We start from the raw sequence: 24,202 nt of genomic DNA, 5'->3' as shown, positions 1-24,202 counted from the left end.
ACGCCGACCCGGCGCACGTGAGTGCGTCCGGGTCGGCGTCGGTGAAGCTAGTTGCCCGAGGACTTCTTGCCGAAGCGCTTCTCGAAGCGCGCGACCCGGCCGCCGGTGTCGAGGATCTTCTGCTTGCCCGTGTAGAACGGGTGGCAGGCCGAGCACACGTCGGCGTGGATGACGCCGTTCTTGGCGGTGCTGCGGGTGGTGAACGTGTTGCCACAGGTGCAGGAGACCTGGGTCACGTTGTAGGCGGGGTGGATGTCGGGCTTCATTGCTGTCCTTTCGAGGTGCGGTCGCCGGGTCGCCAGATGTCGCGATCAAACGCGGGCGGGAGCCGGAACCGCTGCGGGTCAGCTACCAGTGTGCCAGATGCTGTAACCGTCCCAGGCCACCGGGCATTCCCGGAACCTTATAGCGGACTCACTGTCGTCACATTAGGCTCCCGCGCACAAACCATTACTTTTTTCCCATAAGGACTGCGATCAGATGAAGAAGGGGCTGCGGTCGCTACTCGCGACCGCTACGGGGGCCGCGCTTCTCCTCGGATGCGTGAACCTCTCGGCCGCGCGAGCGGCCAGTGCTGGAAGCGACTTCAACGGGGCTGCCACGTCGGACGCGTTCATCCCGGTCGACCGGGACATCGAAGTCAGCGTCACTCTCAGACTGAAGGACCCGGCGACCGTCACGGCGGCCGTCACCGGCAGCATCACTCCGCCCGGCAAGTCGGGACGGGACGTGGACTTCGACTTCCGGCCGTCTCCGACGAGCAAGGCCACTGAGACGACGATCACCGGCAGGTTCGGCATCGGCAAGGACGACCCCGCCGGCGACTGGAAGCTGAACGTCAGTGTCCCGCGTGCCTCGGGCACCGGAAACAATGCCTTCGTCCTCAATGTCGCTGGCAAACAGGGCATCACCAGCGGCGGCGTCACGCCCAACCCGGTGCGCCTGATCAAGGGCAAGGACGTCAAGGTCTCGGTGAAGGCTTCGGTGACCGACGCGGAGTCGGTCTCCGCCAAGCTCATCAGTGAGGAGTCAAACGAGTCCTACGACCTGGGCGACCTGGAGCGCGGCTCCGACGGCTATTACCGCGGCAGCACGTTCTTCAGCGACGACACGCCTCCGGGCGACTGGACGCTGGAGGTGTACGCCAACCGCGGCGGCCAGTCGCTCAAGGGCGTCAGCTCCTTCACCGTCGTCGCCCCGGTGGGCGGCGCCTCGAAGAAGGCCAAGGTCAGGATCACGATCAAGGCCCCGGCCAAGGTACGGAAGGGTGCCTCCGTCACGGTCTCCGGCAAGGTCTATCGCGGCTCCAAGGGGTATCCGAACAAGAAGCTGGAGGTCTACTTCAAGACCAAGGGCACCAAGACGTACAAGCTCCTGCGCTTCGTGAAGACGAACTCGACCGGCAAGTACGCCAAATCCTTCGCCATGAAGAAGGACGGCTACTTCCGCGTCAAGGCGCCCGGCACGAGCAGGACCCGCAGCGCGCTGTCGCCGCAGGAGTTCGTGGACGTCAGGTAGTCAACGGCCCAGATAGGTGAGTACGGCGAGCACTCGCCGATGGTCCTCGGGCGCCGGCCCGAGGGCCAGCTTGGCGAAGATCCCGGAGATGTGCTTCTCCACGGCCCCTTCGGTGACGACCAGCCGGGCGGCGATGGCCGTGTTGGAGCGGCCCTCGGCCATCAGCGCCAGCACCTCGCGCTCGCGCCGGGAGAGCGTGTCCAGCGGGGCGCCACGCCGCTGCCTGCTGAGGAGCTGCATCACCACCTCGGGGTCGATGACCGTGCCGCCCGCCGCCACCTGCCGCACGGCCTCCAGGAACTCGGCCACGTCGGCCACCCGCTCCTTCAGCAGGTAGCCGACGGCCGGGCCGATGAGCTCGCCCGCATAGCGTTCCTCGACGTATTGCGACAGCACCAGGATCGGGAAGTCCGGTCTGGCCGCCCGCACCTTCAGCGCGGCGCGCAGGCCCTCGTCGGTGTGGCTCGGCGGCATCCGGACGTCGACGATCGCCAGGTCGGGCGCGTGCTCCTTGACCGCGGTGATCAGGGACGACCCATCGGAGACCGCCGCGACGGTCTCGATGCCTCCGTCGGCGAGCAGCCGGGCCAGCCCCTCGCGGAGCAGTACGGAATCCTCGGCGATGACCACGCGCATGTGCAATGCCTACCACTCGCAGGGCAACTCCGCGCGCACGAGGGTGGGACCGCCGACGGGGCTGTGCAGGATGAGCACCCCGTCTATGGTGGCCGCCCGGTCGGCTAACCCCGCCAGGCCGCCGCCCGCGCTGACCAGGGCGCCGCCGATGCCGTTGTCCCACACGTCGACGATCACCTGCCGGTTTTCCTTGGCCACCCGTACGGACGCCTCGGTGGCGGCCGAGTGTTTGGCCATGTTGGCCAGGGCCTCGGCCACGATGAAGTAGGCGATGCTCTCCACGGCCGGGGGCGGCCGCTCGTCGGCCGTGCCGAGCTCGACCGCCACGTCCACGTGCACCGGCGCCCGCGCGGCCAGCCCGGACAGCGCCGCGTCGAGCCCCCGATCGCTCAGGATGGCCGGATGGATGCCCCTGGCCAGGTCGCGTAGCTCGGCTATCGCGGCCTTCGTGCCACTGTGCGCCTGGGCGATCAGCAGCCTGGCCTCTTCGGGGGCGTGGTCGAGCTTGGCCTGCGCCCGTCCGAGGTCCACCGCTACGGACAACAGCCGTTGCTGGGCGCCGTCGTGCAGGTCGCGTTCGATCCTGCGGCGCTCCGCCTCGGCCGCGTCGATGCCCCTGGCCCTGCTGGCCCGCAGTCGCTCCTCCTCGCTCCCGCTGAGCAACACCACGGCCAGCGTGCCGTGCAGCCAGGCCATCCCGCGTACGGCATAGGCGGTCACTGCCAGCATGCAGAAGCCCAAGATCGTACCGAGCACCGCCCCCGGCCAGCTGTCGAGGGCCAGGGCGTCGTTGAATCGCAGCACCTCACCCTGCGCGTGCCAGAAGGGCGCGGTGATCAGCGTGAGGGTCCCCACCCATGACAGAGCGGACACCACGAACTCCACCAGGCTCAGCGGAAACAGCAGTAACAGATAGCCGAGGTCCTTCCAGGTGGCCGGATCCTTGAACAACCACCCCACGTGGGCGCCGATCCCCCGCTCGGGCCGGGCGCGGTAGGGATCGGCGATCCGTACGCCCAGCGCGGCCCACAGCACCCGGCGCTCCAGCATCGCCGCTCCGCGCCACGTGAACATGGTCAGCAGCACCAGCGGGATGCCCACCCACAGGACCACCAGCATGAGGGAGAACGGCACCGCCACGGCCAGCACGGCGAACCAGCCGACCCCGAAGGCCAGACTGACCAGCATGTAGGGCACGGCCCGCCACGTGGCCGGATCCACCACAACGCCAATGGGCCCCCGGGGCCCCAACGGCACGCGCTCCCTCAACGGCACAGCAACCATGCCATCAAGGGTGCCCGTCCAACGGGCCGCTGAGAATGTGGCGGACTTCCGTCCTCAGGTGGGGTTATCCCCAGTGGCCGATCTCACCGCCTCGTCACAACAGGCTGCCCCCTGCTGCGGATCGGCGGCTGTGCCCGTGCGATGGCTCCCCGGGTGCCCCGTCACACGACCGCCTCGATCCCTGTGACGGTCCATGGGTGGCTGGGGTCCTTCGCAGGGATATCCCCTCCGGGGGGGAAGAAAGAAGGCGGTCCGTCGTGGCTGGGGTCCCTAACGAGGGATGCCCCTCAGGGGGAGGGAGCGAAGACGACCCGTCGCGGCCGGGGCCCCTAACCAGAGACACCCCTCCGGTCCGGGAGAGGAGAAGAACGACCCGTCATCGCCGGAACCCCTACGAAGGGACATCCGCCTCCGGCCGAGCAGACGAAGACGGCCCGTCCTCGCAGGCCGCCCCTGGTGGAGGCAGCGGCCGTGTCCCCAGAGGCCCCCAGACCCCCCTGAGGCCCGTGACGCATGCCGTACCAAAGAAAGAAGGCCGTACAAAGAGAAAGGGGCGGCAGAGAGAACTCTGCCGCCCTTTCACCAGCGTCAGTCGCGGTCGTTGCTCACCGTGGTCTTCTGGACCTGCAGGAGGAACTCGGCGTTGGACTTGGTCTCCTTCATCTTCTCCAGGAGCAGCTCCAGCGCCTGCTGCATGTCGAGCGCGTGGAGCACCCGGCGCAGCTTCCAGACGATCTGGAGCTCGTCCTTGGCCATGAGGATCTCTTCCTTACGGGTGCTGGACGCGTCGACGTCCACCGCGGGGAAGATGCGCTTGTCGGCCAGGGAGCGGCTGAGCTTGAGCTCCATGTTGCCGGTGCCCTTGAACTCCTCGAAGATGACCTCGTCCATCTTGGACCCGGTCTCGACCAGGGCCGTGGCGAGGATCGTCAGCGAGCCGCCGTTCTCGATGTTGCGGGCGGCGCCGAAGAAGCGCTTGGGCGGGTAGAGCGCGGTCGAGTCGACACCACCCGACAGGATGCGCCCGCTCGCGGGAGCCGCGAGGTTGTAGGCGCGCCCGAGGCGGGTGATCGAGTCGAGCAGCACGACCACGTCGTGGCCCAGCTCCACCAGGCGCTTGGCCCGCTCGATGGCGAGCTCGGCGACCGTGGTGTGGTCCTCGGCGGGACGGTCGAAGGTCGAGTGGATGACCTCGCCCTTGACCGACCGCTGCATGTCGGTGACCTCTTCAGGCCGCTCGTCCACCAGCACGACCATCAGGTGGCACTCGGTGTTGTTGCGGGTGATCGCGTTGGCGATCGCCTGGAGGACCATCGTCTTACCGGCCTTGGGCGGCGAGACGATGAGGCCGCGCTGGCCCTTGCCGATCGGCGAGACGAGGTCGATGATCCGCGTGGTGAGGATGTTCGGCTCGGTCTCGAGGCGCAGGCGGTCCTGCGGGTAGAGCGGCGTGAGCTTGTTGAAGTCGGGCCGGTTGCGGGCCTGCTCCGGGTCCATGCCGTTGACGGTGTCGAGGCGGACCAGGGCGTTGAACTTCTCGCGGCGCTCGCCGTCGCGCGGCTGCCGGACGGCGCCGGTGATGACGTCGCCCTTGCGCAGGCCGTTGCGGCGGATCTGGGCGAGCGAGACGTAGACGTCGTTGCTGCCGGGCAGGTAGCCGCTCGTCCTGACGAACGCGTAGTTGTCGAGGATGTCGAGGATGCCGGCGATCGGGATGAGCACGTCGTCGTCGCCGATCACGGGCTCGTTGCTCTCGAAGCGCTCACGGCCACGGCCGCGGTTGCGCTCCCTGAACCGGCCCCGCCTGCCACGACCGCCGCGGTCGTCGTCGTCGCCGGCACCGCGCGGATCGTTGCGCGAGTCGCCCCGCTGATCGTTGCGGGAGTCGCCGCGCTGGTCACCGCGCTGGTCGTTGCCGCCACGCGGGTCGGCGCCGCGGCCGCCGTCGGCGACGCGCTCACGCTGGTCCACGCGACCGCCGTCACGACCGCCGTCACGGCCACCATCACGACCGCTGTCACGGTTGTCACGGCCATCGCGGCTGTCACGAACATCACGGCTGTCGCGGCTGTCGCGAACATCACGGCCGTCGCGGCTGTCGCGACCGTCACGAACATCGCGGCCGCCCTCACCGCGGTCGTTGCCGGAACGGTCGCTGCCGCCACGGTCACCACGCTCACGGCGCTCGCCTCTGGTGCGCCGCTCACGGCGGCTCTCACCACGGTCGCCACGCGGGTCGAGCTGGGTGTCGGCGGGCTGTGCCTGCTCCACGACCGGCTCGGCCGGGGCGGCGGCGGCCACGGGCTCGGGGGCCGCGGCCACCGGCTCGGGAGCCTGCGCGACGGGCTCTTCAACGGTCTTGGGGCGGGAACGTTCCCGGCGTGCCCTGGTGGGCCGCTCCGCGGCGGGCGCCGCGTCGGCGGCGGCCGGGGCCTCGGCTACAGCAGCGGGCGCGCCTTCTCCGGTGCCGCCACCCTGCTTCTCCTGGATGGCCGCGATGAGCTGGCTCTTCCGCATGCGCCCGGTGCCGCTGATGCCCAGCTCAGCGGCCATTTTCTGCAGCTCGGGCAGCACCTTGGCGGACAGGCCGGTGCCGGAGCGACGCGCACGGGGCTTGGCCGCGGCGCGGGTGGGGGTGTCGCCGGACGCGGGCTGCGCAGGTGAGCCTGGTGCGTCGGAGAGGAGTTCGGTGGTGTCGCTCAACTAAAGGTCCTTCCCAGGGGTCGGGCGCCGGTTTTGTTCTGCCGGGCGTCCCGGAGGTGCTTGCGATCCGGCGGGACAGACCGGGTCGGGGTGCACGTTGCGATCTTCGGCCGCCGCTGGGGACGACCGCCACTCTTGGGGAGAGGCACGTCCAAGCGGCCACAGGACAGTGACGCGTGGATGACACCCCTCAGATTGCTGTCGCCAGCCAGATGTCGAGGTGATTCGAACGCGCAGACCCCCGTCGTCGCCGCCTCACGTTGGGCCAACCGGGTGTGGGCCAACCGGAGGCAACGGATTCCGGGGAGACAGCCGCGCCGCACACGCCTCGCGACGTGCAGCATTATGCAGCGATGTGTGGCTGACAAGCACGCACCCACCAAGGGGGCATCTGGTGCGGCTATCAGCCTAACATCACCAGCGCACACGGCTATTCCCTGAAGGTCTAAAGAGGCATCAGCGTGTCTCGGGGAACTGAACGTTCGCACCAACCGGGTCGACGTCCATAAGCTGGATGTGCCAGTCATTACCCACTTCTGGCGCGATCAAATCCTGCGAATCCGATGTCGAAAACGCAAGAACTGTGGGACCTGCTCCCGAAACGACCGCAGGCACGCCCACTGCACGGAGACGTTCTACCAGATCCGCACTGGCCCGCATCGCAGGCGCACGGTATTTCTGGTGAAGTCGGTCTTCGGTGGCGGCGAGCAGCAGCCCGCGCTCCGGCCGCTGAGTCAGCGCCGCGATCAGCAGCGCAGACCTGCCGGCGTTGAAAGAGGCGTCCTTGTGGGGCACGTCCTTCGGCAACAACCCCCGTGCGGTCTCCGTGGCCAGACGCGTCGCCGGAACGAACACGACAGGCCGGATGCGCACATCCGGGAGCAGTTTCACCATACGCGGTGATCCGGAGTGGTCGGTCCACGCAATCGTCAAGCCTCCGGCCAGGCATGGCGCGACATTGTCCGGATGCCCTTCCATCTCGGTGGCCAGGGCGAACACCTCGTCGTCGGAAAGGCCGTATCCGTCGGGGAATCCGGCCGCGCGCGGCCCCCCGTCGCCGGTTTCCGCACGCGTGGATTCGCCGGGCCGGGCCAGCGCTCGGGCGGCCAGGATGCCCGCGCAGATCGCGGCCGAGGACGAACCCAGGCCGCGGGCGTGCGGGATGCGGTTGAGGCAGTGCAGCCGGATGCCCTCTGGCTGGGCGGCCCCCATGCGGTCGAACGTCCTGCGCATGGCCTTGACGACCAGGTGTCCTTCGCCGAGGTCGAGCTCGCCTTCGCCCTGTCCTTCGATGGTGACGTGGACGCCCCGCTCGCCGGTCAGCGTGGCCCGGACCTCGTCGTACAGGCCCAAGGCCAGGCCCAGGGTGTCGAAGCCGGGGCCCAGGTTCGCCGACGTGGCAGGCACACGGATGTCAACGGTGCTCATTCGCCTGATCTTTCCCCCGCCGCCTTCAGCGGCGACGGGCCTGTTTTCCGTACGGCAAAGCATCCGTGCGGCAAAGCTTCCCGTACGGCAACGCTTCTGTATGGCAAAGCATCCGTATGGCAAGTAGAGCGCGGGCCACGGCATGCGCCCCGCACGCAGTACGAGCCCCGGCGCTTCTAGCCCAGGTTGAGGGCGGCCGCGGCGGCGTGGACGTCGATGGGGATGGTGACCGGAGCCGGCGCGCCGGCGATCGCCCAGTCAGGGTCCTTGAGGCCGTTGCCCGTGACCGTGCAGACGATGCGCTGCCCGGGCTCGATGAGCCCGCGCGCGTGCGCCTGAAGGAGACCGGCGACGCTGGCCGCCGAGGCGAGCTCGACGAAGACGCCCTCCTCCTGGGCCAGCAGTTTGTACGCGGCCGCGATCTGCCGGTCCGTGACCGACTCGATGGCGCCCCCGGACTCGTCGCGCGCCGCCGTGGCAAGCTGCCAGGAGGCGGGATTTCCGATGCGGATGGCCGTGGCGATCGTGTGCGGATGGGCGACGGGCCCGCCGTTGACGATGGGAGCCGCGCCGCTGGCCTGGAAGCCGAACATGCGCGGCGCCTTGGTGGCGATCCCGTCGGCGGCGTATTCGCGGTAGCCCATCCAGTAGGCCGAGATGTTGCCCGCGTTGCCCACCGGGATGCAGTGGATGTCGGGCGCGTCGCCGAGCGTGTCGACGATCTCGAAGGCGGCCGTCTTCTGGCCCTGCAGCCGGAACGGGTTGACCGAGTTGACCAGCGCGATCGGATAGCTGGACGACAGCTTGCGGGTCATCTCCAGGCAGTCGTCGAACGAGCCCTCGACCTGGAGCAGCGTGGCCCCGTGGACGAGCGCCTGGGCCAGCTTGCCCATCGCGATCTTGCCGCGTGGCACCAGCACGGCGCAGGTGAGCCCGGCGCGTACGGCGTAGGCGGCGGCCGAGGCCGAGGTGTTGCCGGTGGAGGCGCAGATGACCGCCTTGGCCCCCTCTTCGACGGCCTTGCTGATGGCCATCGTCATGCCACGGTCTTTGAAGCTGCCCGTCGGGTTGGCGCCCTCCACCTTGAGGTAGACGTCACACCCGGTCAGCGCGGAGACGCGGTGCGCGGGCACCAGCGGCGTGCCGCCCTCCAGCAGCGTGATGACGGGCGTCTTCGTGGTGACCGGAAGGCGCTCTCGGTACTCCTCGATGAGGCCACGCCACGACCTGCTCATATTGACTCCCTACCTGCGGTCTTGGGCACCGAGTGTACGGGGTCCCGGCGGTGTTCACGGAGTCGAGTCCCGGGCCGCCGAGCCTCAGCCGCAACAACCCATATTTCAGGAAATTCTCAGCATCTCCCGGTAAGGTCCCCGGCAGGGGGGTCACCACCATGAACGCGCGTCCTGCCATGACGCAGAACGACTATTCTCCGCTGTCGCCGCCAGAGCTCGGCACCTGGTCACCGGCCCTGTCCGTGAGCGTGGTGATACCCGCGCACGGCGGGCCCCATCTGGAGCTGACGCTGGCCGCGCTGGCCGCTCAGACGTACCCGGACCACCTCATGGAGGTCCTGGTCGTGGACGACGGCAGCGAGCCACCGATCCGGCTGCCGGAGATCCGGCCGGTCAACACCCGGATCGTCCCGGTGAAGACCGGCTGGGGCATCTCGAACGCCGTCAACACCGGCGCCAAGGCCGCCGACGGCGAGATCATCCAGCGCCTCGACGCCGACATGGTGGCCTGCCGCGAGCACATCGAGGCCCTGGCCCGCTGGCACCACGTGACCGACTATCTGGTCACGATCGGGATGAAGCGCTTCATCGAGGTGCCGACGATCACCGCCGAGCAGGTCTTCCGGGCGGGACACCTGGGAGACGTGTTCGACCTGGCGTCGGGCGTGTCGAGCTCCACCGAGGCGACGATCGCCAAGACCGACGGGCTCCGCAAGAGCCGCAATCCCTACCACGTGTGCACGGGACCGACCTTCGCCCTTCCCCGTGAGGTCTTCCACGCCGTGGGCGGTCTCGATCCGAACGTCGTACGCGGTGAGGACACCGAGTTCGCCTACCGGCTGGCCATGCACGGCGTCGTGTTCATCCCGGACATGGAAGCGCAGGCCGTACACCTCGGGCTGCCCGCTCAGCACCGTGACAGGGATCGCGCCGTGCGGGCCGTCGAGCCGTACCTGGCGCACCGGGTTCCGCTCCGCCGCGACCTGCGCAAGGATCAGGGCCGCCGCTGGCTCGTGCCGTACGTGGAGATCGTCCTGGACGTCACGGACACCTCGGAAGCGGTGGTCCGGCAGGCGGTGGCGGCGGCGCTCGACGGCAAGCTTCAGGACGTCGTGGTGACGCTGGTGGGCCCGTGGGCGCGACTGCACGACGGGCGGCGGGCCGTGCTCAGCGACCCGCTCTTCGAGATGCGGCTGATGCGCGACCTGTTCGCCCACGACGAGCGGATCCGGCTGATCGACGAGGCGGCCCCGACACCGGCGCCCGCGCCGTTCCGCTACCGGGGCCCGATCGACGTGCCGCTGCACAAGGCGACGCTGGAACGGATGATCGAGACGGTGCAGAAGGACCTGACGGGCGTGCTCGTCGTGGACCTGCCCGACGGCCGCGCGGCCCGCCTCGAACGCACTTCGGCCCTGGGCCGCGCCCTGCTGCTCGCCGCGCCGGGTGACGATCTCGACGAGATCATCCAGACCACGCACGGCGTACGGCACGAGGACCCGGACCGCTACTGGCCCCCGGCCCCGCAGCCGAAACCCACAGCCGAGAAGACCACGGCTCCGAAGACGGCGCCACAGAAGCCCGCCGCGCCGCTACCGCCGATCGTCACGGTTCCCGCCACCGAGGAACGGACCCTCCTGGGCCGCCTCAAGTCCGCGCTCCGGCCCAGCTGAGCACGCGGCCTCTCGCCCCAAGCCCGGCCAGCCGCGCTGCCTCTCCCCGAGGACGCTAGCCGCGCAGCCGCTTGCCCAGGGCGCGCTTGACCGTGGTGGCCAGCAGGACTTTCATGCTCTGCTGAGCGCGGTTGGCGGCGGCCAACTGGCGCCGCAGCGTGCTGACGTCGCGCCGCAGCTCCACCGCGCTCTTGCGCCAGCGCCCCGCCTCGTCGCGCCACTTGGTCACCTGCGCGCGCAGCCGTTCGGCCTCCTTGGTCAGCCGCGCCACGTCGGCCTCCGCCTTGAGCCTGGCCCGGTAGGCGCTGCGGCGGCCGAGCAGCTCCGCCGCCTCCTCGGCGAACCCGTACGTCTCGCCCTCCACCCAAGCGACGCCCGCCACGTCGTCCACCGCGTCGTCGAGCTCCTCCTCAGGGCGCAGGACGATCCGCGCACGGGCGAAGGAGGAGGCTCGCTCCAGCCGGGCGGCCACGACGCCGTCCTTGGACTCGTGGAGCAGGACGTTCACCAGTCCCAGCCCTTCGCCGCGGGCCAGGTCGAGCAGCCTGGCCAGGCTGTCCTCCCCCGGCACCCAGCCGGCGGGCAGCCGCAGCACGTACGGCACGCCCGGGTCGACCTCGCCGGAGACCGCGAGCCGTACCCGGCCCTCGTGCAGGTAGTGGCCGTGGACCAGCACCAGGTCGAGGTCGGGGTCCTTCAGCGGGGCCCGGCGCTCGCGCCCGAGGGAGTCCCAGGGACCGACCACGACGACGGACAGGTCCAGCATGGTGCCCGCGAGCAGGGCGTCGACCGTGGCGCGGACCTGCTCGTAGCCGGCGGTGCCGTCGACGACGATCGCGACGTACGGGACCTTCCACTGGCGGGAGGGGTGCGAGCGGAGCCACCGGTAGGCGGGGATGCGGTCGGCGACGAACGCGTAGCTCACCCGGTCGATGGGCCGCTGGTCGCGCATGCGCATGGTCGGCCCGAGATGGTAGGCGCGGGCCTTGGGCTCCGGTACGAACACCGCCCCGGCCTGGTAGAGCCGGTAGCCCATCTCCGTGTCCTGGCCGAGGATCAGCTCGTCGTCCATCGTCCCGGCGGCGGCGACCAGCCGGGCGTTGACCGAGGTCGCACCGCCGACGTGCAGGCTGAACGGGCGCTGGGTGTTGTCGGTGAGGCCGTTCGTCCGCTCGATGAGGTCGACGATCCAGGCGTGCGGCTCGGCCGGCTCGAAGGCCTTCTCCAGGTCGTCGGGCAGCTCGGCGGGAAGCGGCGCGTCGGTGAACCTGATGTAGCTGGTCACGGCCAGATAGGGCGCGGCATGGTGCCAGCGCATGTGCGCCTCGATCGAGCCGGGAGTGAGCACGACGTCGGAGTCGAGCCAGTGGATCACGTCGCCGGTGGCCTCGGCGAGCCCGGCGTTGCGCGCGCCGGCCCGGCCCGGGTCGTGGCAGACGATCAGCCGGGTGCCTTCGGGGCGTTCGGCCGGCAGCCGCAGGGGCGGGGAACTGCCGTTGTCGACGACGATGACCTCGATCAGCCCGGCGGGGTAGGTCTGCCGGGCGAGCCCGGCCAGGGCCAGGTCGAGCTTGTCCTGGCCGCCGTACGCGGGCACGACCACGCTGACCCGCAGCGTCGGCGTGTAGCTCTCCGGCGGTTCGAGCATCCGGTAGTCGTTGCCGCGAACCCTCGTGCCGCTTCCAGGAGCAGGTTCGGCCCTCATGCCGCTTCCAGGAGCAGGCTCGGGCGGAAGCCGCGCCACTGGTTCGTGGCGACCTTCAGGAAGTGGGCGAGCGGGAGTTGCCAGGTGTGCTGGTCGCTCAGCGTGCGCCGGAGCATGTAGCCGAGGCCGTGGGTGCGGTAGATGCTGGCCCCGGCCGCCTGGGCGGCCTTGAGGAAGTCTCTGTCCACCGCCCGCGGCTGAGCCGGAAATCCCCCCAGGTCCTGAAATATCGTTCTTGAGGCGAGAATCGTGCCGCCGGCCACATGATCGCTGGAGACCTCGCTCGGATAAGCGGCGCCGCTGGCGAACGTGGTGCGTCTGATCGTGGCGTGCAACGGTTCCAGGTAAAAGAATTCGGCCGTCGTGCCCACGATGTCGGCCCCCGAATAGGACGCCGCCATGATCAGGTCGGCGAGGTGGTCGGGACCGTACCAATCGTCGTCGTCCCACTTGGCCACGTAGTCACCGGCCGCCAGGGCCGCGGCCTCGTTCAGCACCTCGCCGAACTGCGTCGTGGCCGGGGCCTCGACCCAGCTCACGGGCAGGGGGCAGCTCTCGACCGCCTGCCGCACCTGCTCGAAGGGGACGCCGTGCAGGCCCAGCAGTACCTCGATGTCGGTGTCGCGCTGCCGGGCCATCTGCGCGAGCGCCCCGGCGACCAGCGCCGGGCGCCTGGTGGACATGACCACGCTGATCCGCGGCGTACGCGAGGGCGGCAGGCGGTGGGTCAGGCGGCGCAGCCGGACGCTGTGCTCCTCGCGGCGTAAGTCGGCCAGTGACCTGGGGCCGGTCCCGGTGTGAGCGAGCCAGTCGCGGTCCGTGAGCAGCGCCGCCAGCTCCGGGGGGACCCACGCGGGGGCGTCGTCGGCGGTCAGCGGCACGCCCGCCGCCGCCAGCCGGACCAGCCCGGCGAGTGGCACCTCGTGATCGGGCCACTCGATCTCCAGGCCGCGCAGCGGGCGCAGGGACGGCACGTCGGGCTCATGGCCGTCGACGGCCCATCCGGTGAAGGCCCCGGGCAGCTCGGCGGGGCGGCCCTCACTCCAATGCAGGCGGGCGAGCCCCTTCTCCGGGGTACGCGCGAAGCCGCAGGGGGTGACGGACATGGTGCTCCTCGACCGACGGGGACTCAGTCGGCGCCTACCTTACGCCGGTCTGACACCATCTGAGATGTTGAGTTCACCCTAGGGGTTGATGCCGGTGCAGACGGCGATCTGGCTGAACTAGCAGGATCCTCCCAGTTTTTGTCCAGGAAGCTATGGCACGGTAGTGGCGAATGTTTATTAAGGTGTCAATATCCCATTGCCACCAGATACGTCATGACTACGAAAGGTATGCGCGGATGTTCTCGCCCCGCCGCCTGGCAGCGACCGCCGCAATCCTCGGAGTTCTGGGTGTCGCCGTGCTCGTGCTGCTCGTCCTCACCGATCTGCTCACGCTCGGCGCCGCCGCCGCTTCGGGGGCGTTCGCCGTCACGCTGGCCGGGCTCGCCGTGCTCGTGCTGACCGTACGACGCCTCGACGGCAAGGCCCAGCGCATCGACCTGCGAGCCAAGAAGCACGAGGCCGAGCTGGCCAAGACCGCCACCGCGCTCAAGCGCATCGAGGGGCGGCTGGACCGCCTGACCGAGGCCATCGAGCAGTCGGCGACGCGGCGCGAGGAGGACCTCGGCGCGATCCTGGCCTCGCTGGGCGAGGACCGGGTCAACGCCATGACGCGGGCGCGAGAGGTGGAGGAGCTGCGCGAGGAAGTCCGCGCGCTGGCCAAGGATCCGGTATGACGCGGATCAGGCACAACGACTGGGGCACGCTGGATCCGCCGGCCATCGGCGCCTGGCAGCCCGCGCTGACCGTCTCCGTGGTGATCCCCGCCTACAACTGCGCCACGGCACTCGCCCGGACCGTGGCCGCGCTGGCGGAGCAGACCTATCCGGCCCGATTGGTGGAGGTCGTCGTCGCCGACGACGGCAGCGAGCCGCCCATCGACCTGCCCGGCGTCCGGGTCGTCCGGGTGAGCGAGGGCTGGGGGCGCGGCGCCGCCAGGGAGACCGGCCGGCTGGCCGCCACCGGCGACGTGATCCACTGGCTCGACGCGGACATGGTCCTGGCTCCTGACCACCTGGAAGCGCACATGCGCTGGCACCACCTCATCGACCACGCCGTCGTGATCGGCGACACCCGGTTCGTGGCGGCGCTGGGCGAGGAGGGCACCCGGACCGAGTACACCCGCGCCACCCTGGAGTCCACCAGGATGCTCAAGGACGCGGGTTCGAGCGCGTACCTGCTGCACACCGGCGCCTCCTCCTCCGTCCGCGCCGACCTGCTGCGCCACGCGGGCGGCGTCGACCGGACCCTGAACATGGCCGAGGACACCGAGCTGGGCTACCGGCTGGCGCAGGCCGGGGCGGTGTTCATCCCCGACGAGCAGGCGCGCGCCTGGCATGTCGGGCAGTCCACCGTGATGCGCCGCGAGAAGGACGTACACCGGCACAACTGGTCGTTCCTCGGCGATCTGATCCCCGATCTGCGCTGGCTGCGCGGCCATCCGCGACGCCGCTGGCTCGTGCCGTACATCCAGGTCGTCGTGGCGGCGACCGGCTACGAGGAGACGCGCGCGGGCGTGGACTCCGCGCTGGCGGGCACGATCGCCGACACAGCCGTTGCGATCGTCGGCCCCTGGGACAAGCTGACGGACGAGCGCCGCGACAGCCTCGACGACCCACTGCTCGACCTGCGCCTCATCCACAACCTCTACCGGAACGAGCCGCGCGTCACGTTCGTGACGGCCGCCCCCGACTCGGCCGCGCCCTCCCCCTTCCTGCTCACGCTCCCGTCCGGCTGGGTGCTGGGCGCCGACACGCTGTCCCGGCTCGTACGGCTGGCGGAACAGGACACCCTGGGACTCGTCTGCGCCGCGCTCGCCGAGGCCGAGACCGGGGTCGTGACCGCCAGGCTGGAGCGCACCGCGGCCTTCTCCCGCGCGGCCCTGTTCCATGGGGGGACCGACGACCTGGTGGACGAGATGTTCGGGTCGGTCTGGGTGAGCGGGGCCGAGTACGGCTTCGCCACGGAGGACCAGGCCGAGCCGCTGGCCGGAGACCCCGCCAAGTGGCGGGCGCTGGCCGGCAAGCGGCAGAACGAGGTGAAGGAGCTGCGCGCCGAGATCGACCGGCTGGCGGCCGAGGTGGACCGGCTGTCGGCCGACCCCGCCCCCGACACCGCCGCCACCGGACCGCTGACCTCGCTCATCAGGCACCTGCGGAGCGCCGGATGATCCGCGAGCTGCTGGCCGAGATGCCCAAGGCGCGCATCTTCCTGGCCGGGGTCGAGCACGACGTCACCGCCGTGGACCTGGACCGGGACCTGCTGGAGCCGTCGGTGGACACGGAACGGGTGCACGAGGTGCTCATGCTCGCCCGTACCCCCGCCGACCTGCGCCGGGCCGCCACGCTGCACAAGCTGCTGCCGGAGGCCCGGCGGGTGGTCGTGGCCGTACTCGACACGCCTGCCTCCCATCCGGCCCCCGTGCCCACCCCGACGCCCGCGCACCGCTGGCGCTCGCTCACGGATCTGCGGGTCTACCAGCCGAAGGACCGGGTGTGGGTGGTGGACGCGCGGTTCTCGGCGCCCACACCCGCCGGCCGTACGGTGACGGCGACGGCTCGGGCGTTCGCCGGGCACCGGCTCGACGTCATCACGGCGCCCGCGGCGGCGATCGCGGGCGTCGGCGCGGCCGCCTGGCGTCCCGGGGACCCGAACGCGACGCCCGCCGAGGTGACCGGGCCGGTGCCGGAACGGGTCGGCGCCCCGGGCAGCGACGTCGTGCTCCGCACGGTCGACGCTTCCGAAACACTCGCCACACTCGCGGCTGCCGGAACAGCTTCTGGAACGGCTTCCGGATCAGCGTCCGGATCCGAGGTGGGCGCGGACGACACGGCCGTGGCCGACTGGTCCGGGTCGCAGACGCCGATCGAGCGGCCGACCGCACGGTCCGCGAGCTGGGAGCGGCTCGGCCGTCCCGGCGGCGCCGGACTGTCCCTGGCCGACCCCGACGTGCTCGGCCAGCCGTCCATGATCCCCCCGGTCGACGAACGGCTGGTGAACCCGCAGGGCTTCGTCACCACCCCGTCCCGCGGCCTGGCCTCCCTGGTGGAGCGCGACGGCCGCTGGTCGGTCGTGCTCGACGGGAAGATGGTGACGGCGTTCGCCGAGTCGGGCGGCGTCACGGACGCCGACGTGGGCAGGCTCAGGCAGCTGCGCGGCGTGGAGATCGACTGGCACCACGCCCACAGCGGCCCTCTCGCCGCCGTCCGCGTGCTGACGGGCCTGGCCGCGGCCGGCGTGCCACTGATCGCGGACACGGTGCCGCGCTGGGCGGGCGCACTCGGCGACGAGCTCGCCCGGCTGCTGATGTCCGATCCCGACCTCTCCGACGAGCTCCGCCGCGAGGAGCACAGCATCCGGCTCCGCCGCGAGGCGCTGCGCACCCACGGCGTCGCGGCCCGCTGGGAGCAGCTCGGCGCCCCCGCCCCCGCTCCCCCGCTGACCTCGGTACTGCTGGCCACCCGGCGCACCGACATGGTCGGCTTCGCGCTCGACCAGGTCGCCCGGCAGCGCGACGCCCAGCTCGAAGTGATCCTCGCCCTGCACGGCGTGCCCCAGGGCCATCCGGACGTGGCCGCCGCCATCGCCGCCTTCGACGGCCCGCTGACCGTCCTGGAGGCCGACCACCAGGCGGTGTTCGGCCAGGTGCTCAACGACGCGGCCGCGCGGGCCTCGGGCTCGTTCCTGCTGAAGATGGACGACGACGACTGGTACGGCCCCGACTTCCTGGCCGACCTGCTGCTCGCGCACTCCTACTCGGGAGCCCAGGTGGTGGGCACCGTGCCGGAATTCGTCTACCTGTCGTCGATCGACGTCACCGTGCACCGCAAGCAGATCACCGAGCAGATCACCAGCTTCGTCGCGGGCGGCACGATCCTGGTGGAGCGCTCGGCGTTCCAGGCGGTGGGCGGTTTCCGGCCGCTGCGCCGCTCGGTCGACACCCAGTTCCAGGAGGCGCTGCAGGCGGCCGGCGGGCAGATCTACCGTACGCACGGGCTCGGCTACATCCTGCGCCGCGGCCCCGCCGCCAACCACACCTGGCAGGAGCCGATCGGCACGTTCCTGCAGCGCAACAGGAACCAGTGGCGCGGCTTCCACCCCAGCCTTCTCATGGAACTACCGTGACTCCTCGTATCCGCCGCAACGACTACGGGGTGCTCACCCCGCCCCTCCTCGGCCAGTGGACACCCGAGCTGACGGTCACCGTCGTCATCCCGGCCCACGACCGCCAGGAGACCCTCGACCTCACCCTGGCCGCGCTGTCGGCGCAGAGCTATCCGGCCGAGCTCATGGACGTCATCGTCGTGGACGACGGCAGCGCGGTGCCGGTGCGCCTACCGGACCTCGTCCCGGCGCGTACCCGCCTCATCACCAGCCCGCCCGGCGGCTGGGGCCGGGCCTGGGCCGTCCAGACCGGCGTCGACGCCGCCACCGGCGAGATCGTCTTCGTGCTGGACGCCGACATGGTGCCCCATCGCCACCACGTCGAGGCCCAGCTGCGCTGGCACCACCTGGCCCCGTACCTGGTCGTGCTGGGCTGGATCGACTTCACCGCCGGCGACGTGCTGCCCACCCCCGGCGAGGTGCGCCAGGCGCTGGAGGACGGGCACGAGGACAAGCTGTTCCCCCTCTCCCCGCACCGCCATGACTGGGCCGAGAAGATCATTCTCGACCACGACGGCCTGCGCACCGCCCCGAACTCCCTGGCCACCCGCATCCACGTCGGCGCCACCGCCTCCTACCCCGCCGCGCTGCTGCGCTCGATCGGCGGGCTGGACACCTCCCTGGTGCTGGCGGAGGACACGGAACTCGGCTACCGGCTCACGCAGGCGGGCGCCGTGTACGTACCGGACCCGGACTCGCGCGTGTGGCACATCGGGCTGCCGACGGCCATGCGTGATTTCCTGTCGTTGAAGCGGTACAACGACCCTTACGTGGCGGACCGCGTACCGTACCGGCGCTATCTACGCACGGACCCGGGCCGGCAGTGGCTCGTCCCGTACGTGGACGCGGTCGTCCCCGCGGCGGGCTACGAGGACGTCCGCGCGACGGTCGACGCCCTGCTGGCCGGCTCGCTGCCGGACGTCGCGATCACCATCACCGGCCCCTGGTCCGCGCTGGGCGACGGCCGCCGTTCCCCGCTCCGCGACCCCGACCTGGACCTCCGCCTCATCCACGCCACTTTCGAACACGACCCCCGGGTACGGCTGGCCTCGGACCCTTCTGGCGTCGTGTCACCGTTCCGCCTCCTCATGCCGCCCGGCTGGGTCCCGGCTCGCGACGCCCTTGAGCGCCTGGTCGGCCACCTGGAAGAGCACGACGGCGGCGCCCTGTGCGTCGCCCTCGACGAAACCGACCAGGGCGTCACCGTGGCCAGACTCGAACGCACCGCCGCCCTCTCCCGCGCCGCCCTGGTGGCCCGCCCCGGCGAACACCTGGACACCGTCCTGGACGAGGTCTTCGGCCTGGAATGGGTGGACGGCGACACCTGGGGCTTCACCCGCCGCCCCCCGATCTACCCACCCCGCCGCCGCCCCGTCCCCGAACTGGACCGCGTCACGGCCCAGTACGAGAAGGAACTCACCCGCCTGCGCAAGCGCACCACCCTCATGCAGGCCGAACTCGCTCAACTCCGCAGGGAGGCGGGCAAGGGCCGCAGGGACGCGGAACGGTGGCGCGAGAAGGCCGAGTCGTGGCGCCGCGAGGCGGTCCGCCTGTCCCGCGTCCAGGACCGCACGGTACTCAAACGCGCCGTCAAGCGAGTCCGCAACCTGGCCTTTCCCGACAGCTAACCCCCTAACTGCATGGCCTTCTCTAATGGGGGGCGCTTCGCGCCTTTGGAGCTCAGACTGTGTCTATTGGGGCTGCGCCCCAAACCCCATCGAGGGGCTGCCGCCCCTCGAGCTCCCCGCCCCCTGGGCCGGATCGGATGGACGGCGAAATAACCGAAGTCCGAGGCCTGACAAGCTACGTTGAGGAGCACACGCGAGTTGTCGACCATGAAAGGAGCGGCCATGAGCGTGGTCCTGTTGCCAGGCGACGTCTTGCGCGTTCCTACCGTCGACACACTGCCCGACGGGGCCAAAGTGCACGGCACTCGCGATCTGCAGCCGGGCGACCCAGGCTACGAGATGTGGCTGCCGTGGGCGGAACCCGAAGAGGAGCAGCGGGGAGAAGACCCCGACGACGCGGCGATTCTCGCGCGTTGGCGCGACGCGGCCAGCGCCTAACCAGCCACGTGCAGGCTTGCTAGCGCAGCGGCTCTGCTCACAACATCGAGTTCGGCCTGTTGGTTACCACTTCGTGCCAGCTACGCGTATGCCTAGGCGTAGGCGATGCCTCATCGCCCGCCGCACTCTCCGGCTAGGGCCGATGCCGGTTCCCACCTGCCTGCTACCCGTGCCGCCTCCGGCAGCCTGCCGGAGGCGGCGAGGTCGCATCACGCGACGGCGGTCCCCTCAAGTTCGATCATCAGACTGGGGATCGCCAGCCGTGTCACCCCGAGCATCGTGGTGGACGGTGCCACCCCGGCGGCGCCCAACCGTGACGCCAGCACGCCATAGTGCTGGAAAAGCAGATCGACGTCGGTGGTGTAGACGTTGAGCCGGACGAGGTTCGCGAGCGACATGCCGGCCTCGCCGAGCACGGCCTCCAGGTTGTCGAGGGTCAGCGCCAACTGCGCCGCCATGTCACCGTCATGCTGGGGCTTGCCGTCATCGCTCATCGCAGTCTGCCCGGAGCAGTAGAGGGTCCGGGTGTGCCCGGAGACGATCTCCCCCTGGTTGTAGCCCATCTCCACCGACCACGCCCACGGGTTGACGGCTGTTCGCTCCATTGCCATATCAGCTCCATTCGATTCGTCGAGATCATGTGCGTCGATCGGCTCGGTAGCCGCTCGCGCTCGATGAGCCTCCCAACAAATCACGACATCCTGTGTCGTGTATTTCGCTAAAGTTCTTGTATGCGCGCCGACCGGTTGGTCTCGCTGGTGCTGCTGCTGCGCCAGCACGGTCGGCTGTCCGCGGCCGCGCTTGCCCGCGAGCTGGAGGTATCCACCCGTACTGTGCTGCGCGACATTGAGGCGCTGTCCGCGGCCGGTGTCCCGGTCTACGCCGAACGCGGCCGGCACGGCGGTTTCGCGTTGTTGCCCGGCTTCCGTACCGAGCTCACCGGTCTGAACCCTGATGAGGCCCTTGCCCTGCTGGTCGCCGGATCGCGGCGCGGCGCGCAGGCGTTCGGCCTCGGCTCGGCGCTCGCTTCGGCGATGCTCAAGGTGGTGGACGCGCTGCCCGAAAGCTACCGGGACACCGCGGCCGGCGCGGCCGAGCGCTTGCTCATCGACCCGGAGACCGACCTGCTCTCGCGTCGGCTGGTCGCTGAGGAGGTGCCTGACGCCATAGCGGCCGAGGTCCTGCGCGCGGTGTTCGCCGGACACAAGCTGCGGATCCACTACGCGGCCATGGACCAGAGCCCGGAGTGGCGCACGGTGGACCCGATCGGCCTGGTGACCATACGCGACCGGGGCTATTTGCTGGCCACGAGGTCTGGCGCGGACCGTACGTACCGGCTGTCCCGGATCTTGGCCGCCGAGGAACTCGCCGAACCCGCACAGCGACCCGACCGGGTCGACCTGGACCGGGCCTGGCAGGAACGCAGCACCCGGTTTCGGGCCGGCGGCGACCAAGTCACCGTGCTGGTACGGATGAAACCGGCGCGGCGGGAGGAGTTGCTGGGCACCGCGCTGGCCGTCCGTGCCGAAGAGGCCGACCCAGATGGCTGGCTGCGGCTGGAAGTGACCTTCCAAGACGCGAGACACGCCGAATGGGCGCTGTGGCAGCTCAGCACGAGCGCGGAAGCCCTGGCCCCACAGTGGTTGCGCACCTCCCTGCGCAACCGGGCCACCGCGATCGCCACCCGCTACGAAGTCTCCTCCTGAGAGCTGTCGCCTTCCGCGGGCCCGATCACTCGGCCTGAGACAGGCGTACACCCCGGGCTCCGCCCATGCCCGCCGGGGTCGTGCTCAATAGGCTGATCACATGCTTGATGAGGCAACCTTATTCCGGGCCTGTGCGACCGGTCAGGTCCTTCGGGCGCAGGACGGCGAGGAGTTCGTCGTCCAGGGCCGTCTGCTGCGTGAGCTGTGCCGGCGGGGCAGCGCGGACATCGACCCGCGCGGGTTGGCCATCGAGGGGGCGAGGATCGCCGGCGACCTCGACCTGAGCGGCATGCAGGTGCCCTATCCCCTGCGCTTCGTGAACTGCGTGTTCGACCGTCCGCTCGCCCTGGACGGCGCCGAGTTGCACCTGCTGGTGCTGGACGGCTGCGCGGTGCCCGGCATTCTCGCTAACGGGCTGTGCGTACGCCGTGACCTGGATCTGTCCAGGTCACGGATCAGCGGCGGCCTGTGGACCTCGGCCAGTACCTCCTGCAGCGCGGCGGTGTGGCTGTGCGAGTCGGAGATCGGCGGTCGCCTGATCTGCTTGGACACCGTCATAGACGCCGACATGCGGGCCGTACAGGCCGACCGGATGCGGGTCGGCGGGACGATCCGGTTGTTGCACGGCTTCGAGGCGCGCGGCGGGATGCGGCTCCTCGGCGTCGAGCTGGCGGGCTCGCTGGACCTGACCGGCGCCCGGCTGACCCGGCCGGACCGCGGCCTGGCCCTGGATCTGGGCGACGCCCAGATAGGCGGCAGCGTCTTCCTCATCGACGACCAGACGGGCCGCCGTCCCCTGATCGACGGCCGCCTCACCATGAGCAACGCCAGGGTCGCCGGGAAGTTCCTCATCCGCAACGCCGACTTCGAACCCAGCGAAACGGTCACAGGTGCGGGCTACTCCAACCAGCGCGACGGCGGGACCTCGATCAGCGCGCCGGGCCTTTTCGTGGGCGGAGATCTCAGCGTCGAAGGCGAATGCCGGTTCGGCGGCGGCGTGGATCTGTCCATGGGGTCCTTCAGCACCATCCAGATCCGCAAGGGGTGCGAGTTCGCCGTCGCCGGCGGGCGCGCCGTCGACCTGACGAACGCCGAGCTGCGGTCAAGTCTCGTCTTCGAAGAGGGAGTGGCGGTCCAGGGCATGCTGAAGCTGTCTGGGGCCCACATCAAGGGATCCCTCATCCTCCGGGGAACCCGGTGGAGTGGGCCAGAGAACGGCTCGCTCATCTCAGCGGGGGGCGTGGTCGTCGACAGTGCGGTGGACCTGCGGGACGTGGAGACCACGGGTGGCAGGCTGCTGTTCCGCTCGGCGGCGGTCGGCGGCATCGTGGACGCCCACCGCGCGCGGCTGCACAACCCCGAGGGGGAGGCGCTCTCGCTCCAGCGGGTGGTGGTCAGAGGGTCGATACAGCTCACCGGCGGGTTCACCGCCGACGGCCGCGTGTCGCTGAACCGGTGCGTCGTGGAAGGGCGGCTCGACTGCGCCGACGGCACCTTCACCGAAGGGATCGAGGCGGTGTCGGCCACGGTCCGCGGCGGCATTCACCTGCGTTGGAGGGACGTCCCAAAGTCGATGGACCTGACGGGCGCGGTCACTACTGTGCTCGCCGACGACCCGGCCAGGTGGCCGCGGCATTCGGCGATCGCCGGATTCGTGTACGACCGGTTCGACGGCCCCTGGGACTGGCGGACGCGTCGCGACTGGCTGCGCGCCATGGTCCCGTTCGACGCGGGACCGTACGAGCAGGCGGCCAGGGTGTTCCGCCAGCACGGCCATCCCGCCGAGGCCGAGCGCCTGCTCATCGAGCAGCGCAAGCAGGCCAGGAAGGAGCAGCCACCAGGTGGCCGCTCACCACGCCGCCGGCTCCGCGACCTGCGGGATCTTCTGTATGGGGTCACCGTCGGCTACGGCTACCGTCCGGGCCGTACCTTGTGGTTGCTGGGCGCCCTGCTCGCCCTGGTCGGCGTCATGATGCTGACTCCCGCGGTCCAGCAGACGCTGCGCGCCACAGACCCCCGTGGCAATGTGTACGCGGTCGACGGCCGCCTGGTCACCGTGAGCGGGACGTCGGCGGCGACGGCGACGGACGGCACCGCGACGCCGGCCCGGCTCGCCGCACGGCCCGGACCGTGCGGCGACGGGCAGGTACGCTGCTTCGATCCCGTGTTCTACACGGTGGACACCGTCATCCCGCTCCTCACACTGGGCCAGCGCGCCACCTGGTACCCCGAGACGCGCAGCTCAGCCGGCGCCCTCACCTTTACGCTCCTGAACCTGGCCAGCATGCTGGGCTGGCTCCTGTCGACCGTCGTCGTCCTGTCCTTCGCCCGACTTGCCCGACCGGCGTAGCTCCCCGACGCGCCGGCCACCTGGAACGGCCCCTTTCATGGAGCCAAGCCGCGCCGGTGGTGGCTACGCTGGAGGTACACGAAGTTGGTTACGGCCAACTGGGCGGCCCCGCAAGGGGCCGCATTTTTATCCGACGCCTCAAGTCACCTATCTACGCTCCAGGATCACCAAGGGGATCTCTCGCTCGGCTTTCCCCTGATAGGTGTCGTAGAGCGGGAACACCGACGCCATGATCCGCCACAACGACGACCTTTCGGCACCGGTGACAGTGCGGGCTCGGGCGGGGAACACATCCGCGAGCACCTGCACCGTCACCTCGGGGTCGGCGACCAGGTTGAGATACCACGCCGGATGGCTGTCCGACCCGCCATTGGACGCCGCCAGCAGGTAACGGTCACCGTCCCGGCCGTAGATCAAGGCCGTGCGGCGCAGTTTGCCGGACTTCCGGCCGCGCGTGCTGAGCAGCAGCGTCGGCCATTCCTGGTACATGTGGCCGTCCCGGCCGTCCGTCTCCACGTATCGGCGGATGTGGTCGGCCACCCAGCCGGTCGGGCTGTCGAGCACTTCTTCGCTGTTTTCCGTCATAGCGGACAGGCTTCTCCCTGAACTGGGGTTTAAGTCAAGCCCCCCG

The 24,202-nt window shown here is 70.3% G+C and carries 19 protein-coding genes; 9 read left to right on the top strand and 10 right to left on the bottom strand.

Features of this window, described 5'->3' with window-relative positions; all coding sequences use genetic code 11:
• Positions 1-47 precede the first annotated feature (47 nt).
• A complete protein-coding gene (gene rpmE / locus AB0J16_RS11045) occupies positions 48-266 on the bottom strand; it encodes a 50S ribosomal protein L31 (RefSeq protein ID WP_225290356.1) in 219 nt (72 codons plus the stop codon).
• A 277-nt stretch (positions 267-543) separates the two neighbouring features.
• On the opposite strand from rpmE, the gene AB0J16_RS11040 reads away from it, so the two are divergent.
• The gene (locus AB0J16_RS11040) at positions 544-1,518 is read left to right on the top strand and encodes a hypothetical protein (protein ID WP_358537168.1); all 975 of its coding nucleotides are present in this window, start codon (positions 544-546) and stop codon (positions 1,516-1,518) included.
• On the opposite strand, the gene AB0J16_RS11035 is transcribed toward AB0J16_RS11040, so the two are convergent.
• From AB0J16_RS11035 to thrC, 5 genes are all read right to left on the bottom strand, one after another.
• Positions 1,519-2,154 carry a response regulator transcription factor gene (locus AB0J16_RS11035; protein ID WP_358537165.1) on the bottom strand — a complete coding sequence of 212 codons (636 nt, stop codon included), beginning with the start codon at positions 2,152-2,154 and terminating at the stop codon, positions 1,519-1,521. It lies immediately after the preceding gene.
• Between the two features lie 9 nt (positions 2,155-2,163).
• Positions 2,164-3,375 carry a sensor domain-containing protein gene (locus AB0J16_RS11030; protein ID WP_358537163.1) on the bottom strand — a complete coding sequence of 404 codons (1,212 nt, stop codon included), beginning with the start codon at positions 3,373-3,375 and terminating at the stop codon, positions 2,164-2,166.
• 651 nt (positions 3,376-4,026) lie between these two features.
• Positions 4,027-6,141 (bottom strand): transcription termination factor Rho, encoded by a 2,115-nt coding sequence (rho, locus tag AB0J16_RS11025; protein WP_358537161.1) that lies wholly within the window; start codon positions 6,139-6,141, stop codon positions 4,027-4,029.
• A gap of 456 nt (positions 6,142-6,597) precedes the next feature.
• Positions 6,598-7,569, bottom strand: coding sequence for a homoserine kinase (locus AB0J16_RS11020; protein ID WP_358537159.1), 972 nt, complete (start codon positions 7,567-7,569; stop codon positions 6,598-6,600).
• Between the two features lie 176 nt (positions 7,570-7,745).
• Positions 7,746-8,804, bottom strand: coding sequence for a threonine synthase (thrC, locus tag AB0J16_RS11015; RefSeq protein ID WP_358537157.1), 1,059 nt, complete (start codon positions 8,802-8,804; stop codon positions 7,746-7,748).
• A gap of 158 nt (positions 8,805-8,962) precedes the next feature.
• Between thrC and AB0J16_RS11010 the strand changes: the two genes are divergently transcribed.
• Positions 8,963-10,477 carry a glycosyltransferase gene (locus tag AB0J16_RS11010; protein WP_358537154.1) on the top strand — a complete coding sequence of 505 codons (1,515 nt, stop codon included), beginning with the start codon at positions 8,963-8,965 and terminating at the stop codon, positions 10,475-10,477.
• Positions 10,478-10,532: 55 nt separating this feature from the next.
• Here AB0J16_RS11010 and AB0J16_RS11005 read toward each other — a convergent pair whose 3' ends face one another.
• Positions 10,533-12,182, bottom strand: coding sequence for a glycosyltransferase (locus tag AB0J16_RS11005; protein WP_358537152.1), 1,650 nt, complete (start codon positions 12,180-12,182; stop codon positions 10,533-10,535).
• Positions 12,179-13,288, bottom strand: a complete 1,110-nt coding sequence (locus AB0J16_RS11000) for a glycosyltransferase (RefSeq protein ID WP_358537149.1) — start codon at positions 13,286-13,288, stop codon at positions 12,179-12,181. Before AB0J16_RS11000 ends, AB0J16_RS11005 begins: the two co-directional genes overlap by 4 nt.
• A 236-nt stretch (positions 13,289-13,524) precedes the next feature.
• Here AB0J16_RS11000 and AB0J16_RS10995 point away from each other — a divergent pair, with 236 nt between their 5' ends.
• From AB0J16_RS10995 to AB0J16_RS10975, 5 genes are all read left to right on the top strand, one after another.
• Entirely contained in the window at positions 13,525-13,962 is a 438-nt protein-coding gene (locus tag AB0J16_RS10995; protein ID WP_358537146.1) for a hypothetical protein, read from the top strand.
• Positions 13,959-15,455, top strand: a complete 1,497-nt coding sequence (locus AB0J16_RS10990; RefSeq protein WP_358537144.1) for a glycosyltransferase family 2 protein — start codon at positions 13,959-13,961, stop codon at positions 15,453-15,455. The genes AB0J16_RS10995 and AB0J16_RS10990 overlap by 4 nt, the downstream gene beginning before the upstream one ends.
• The gene (locus tag AB0J16_RS10985) at positions 15,452-17,410 is read left to right on the top strand and encodes a glycosyltransferase (RefSeq protein WP_358537142.1); all 1,959 of its coding nucleotides are present in this window, start codon (positions 15,452-15,454) and stop codon (positions 17,408-17,410) included. Before AB0J16_RS10990 ends, AB0J16_RS10985 begins: the two co-directional genes overlap by 4 nt.
• Positions 17,407-19,077, top strand: a complete 1,671-nt coding sequence (locus tag AB0J16_RS10980; protein ID WP_358537140.1) for a glycosyltransferase — start codon at positions 17,407-17,409, stop codon at positions 19,075-19,077. Before AB0J16_RS10985 ends, AB0J16_RS10980 begins: the two co-directional genes overlap by 4 nt.
• Before the next feature lie 222 nt (positions 19,078-19,299).
• Positions 19,300-19,515: a hypothetical protein gene (locus AB0J16_RS10975; RefSeq protein WP_358537137.1), complete on the top strand. Its 216-nt coding sequence runs from the start codon at positions 19,300-19,302 to the stop codon at positions 19,513-19,515.
• A 209-nt stretch (positions 19,516-19,724) separates the two neighbouring features.
• Here AB0J16_RS10975 and AB0J16_RS10970 read toward each other — a convergent pair whose 3' ends face one another.
• Complete coding sequence (locus AB0J16_RS10970) at positions 19,725-20,120, bottom strand: RidA family protein (protein ID WP_358537134.1); 396 nt, start codon at positions 20,118-20,120, stop codon at positions 19,725-19,727.
• Between the two features lie 126 nt (positions 20,121-20,246).
• Between AB0J16_RS10970 and AB0J16_RS10965 the strand changes: the two genes are divergently transcribed.
• Both AB0J16_RS10965 and AB0J16_RS10960 read left to right on the top strand, forming a co-directional pair.
• Positions 20,247-21,221: a WYL domain-containing protein gene (locus AB0J16_RS10965; RefSeq protein WP_358537130.1), complete on the top strand. Its 975-nt coding sequence runs from the start codon at positions 20,247-20,249 to the stop codon at positions 21,219-21,221.
• A gap of 100 nt (positions 21,222-21,321) precedes the next feature.
• Positions 21,322-23,571 (top strand): hypothetical protein, encoded by a 2,250-nt coding sequence (locus tag AB0J16_RS10960; RefSeq protein ID WP_358537127.1) that lies wholly within the window; start codon positions 21,322-21,324, stop codon positions 23,569-23,571.
• Between the two features lie 147 nt (positions 23,572-23,718).
• Here the strand turns inward: AB0J16_RS10960 and AB0J16_RS10955 are convergent, their stop codons facing one another.
• Positions 23,719-24,156: a nitroreductase family deazaflavin-dependent oxidoreductase gene (locus AB0J16_RS10955; RefSeq protein WP_358537124.1), complete on the bottom strand. Its 438-nt coding sequence runs from the start codon at positions 24,154-24,156 to the stop codon at positions 23,719-23,721.
• Positions 24,157-24,202 lie beyond the last annotated feature (46 nt).

This window comes from Nonomuraea sp. NPDC049750, from assembly GCF_040659625.1.
In the GTDB taxonomy this organism is placed as follows: domain Bacteria; phylum Actinomycetota; class Actinomycetes; order Streptosporangiales; family Streptosporangiaceae; genus Nonomuraea.
The sequence above is the reverse complement of the archived record's forward strand: the minus strand, read 5'-3'. Positions and strand labels throughout refer to the sequence as shown.

Coding starts and splice junctions, on each gene's coding strand:
- AB0J16_RS10970 (WP_358537134.1), bottom strand. CDS start 20,120: ATGGAGCGAACAGCCGTCAACCCGTGGGCGTGGTCGGTGGAGATGGGC.
- AB0J16_RS10965 (WP_358537130.1), top strand. CDS start 20,247: ATGCGCGCCGACCGGTTGGTCTCGCTGGTGCTGCTGCTGCGCCAGCAC.
- thrC (WP_358537157.1), bottom strand. CDS start 8,804: ATGAGCAGGTCGTGGCGTGGCCTCATCGAGGAGTACCGAGAGCGCCTT.
- AB0J16_RS10975 (WP_358537137.1), top strand. CDS start 19,300: ATGAGCGTGGTCCTGTTGCCAGGCGACGTCTTGCGCGTTCCTACCGTC.
- AB0J16_RS10995 (WP_358537146.1), top strand. CDS start 13,525: ATGTTCTCGCCCCGCCGCCTGGCAGCGACCGCCGCAATCCTCGGAGTT.
- AB0J16_RS10985 (WP_358537142.1), top strand. CDS start 15,452: ATGATCCGCGAGCTGCTGGCCGAGATGCCCAAGGCGCGCATCTTCCTG.
- AB0J16_RS10990 (WP_358537144.1), top strand. CDS start 13,959: ATGACGCGGATCAGGCACAACGACTGGGGCACGCTGGATCCGCCGGCC.
- rpmE (WP_225290356.1), bottom strand. CDS start 266: ATGAAGCCCGACATCCACCCCGCCTACAACGTGACCCAGGTCTCCTGC.
- AB0J16_RS11005 (WP_358537152.1), bottom strand. CDS start 12,182: ATGAGGGCCGAACCTGCTCCTGGAAGCGGCACGAGGGTTCGCGGCAAC.
- AB0J16_RS10960 (WP_358537127.1), top strand. CDS start 21,322: ATGCTTGATGAGGCAACCTTATTCCGGGCCTGTGCGACCGGTCAGGTC.
- AB0J16_RS11020 (WP_358537159.1), bottom strand. CDS start 7,569: ATGAGCACCGTTGACATCCGTGTGCCTGCCACGTCGGCGAACCTGGGC.
- AB0J16_RS11035 (WP_358537165.1), bottom strand. CDS start 2,154: ATGCGCGTGGTCATCGCCGAGGATTCCGTACTGCTCCGCGAGGGGCTG.
- AB0J16_RS11010 (WP_358537154.1), top strand. CDS start 8,963: ATGAACGCGCGTCCTGCCATGACGCAGAACGACTATTCTCCGCTGTCG.
- AB0J16_RS11000 (WP_358537149.1), bottom strand. CDS start 13,288: ATGTCCGTCACCCCCTGCGGCTTCGCGCGTACCCCGGAGAAGGGGCTC.
- AB0J16_RS10955 (WP_358537124.1), bottom strand. CDS start 24,156: ATGACGGAAAACAGCGAAGAAGTGCTCGACAGCCCGACCGGCTGGGTG.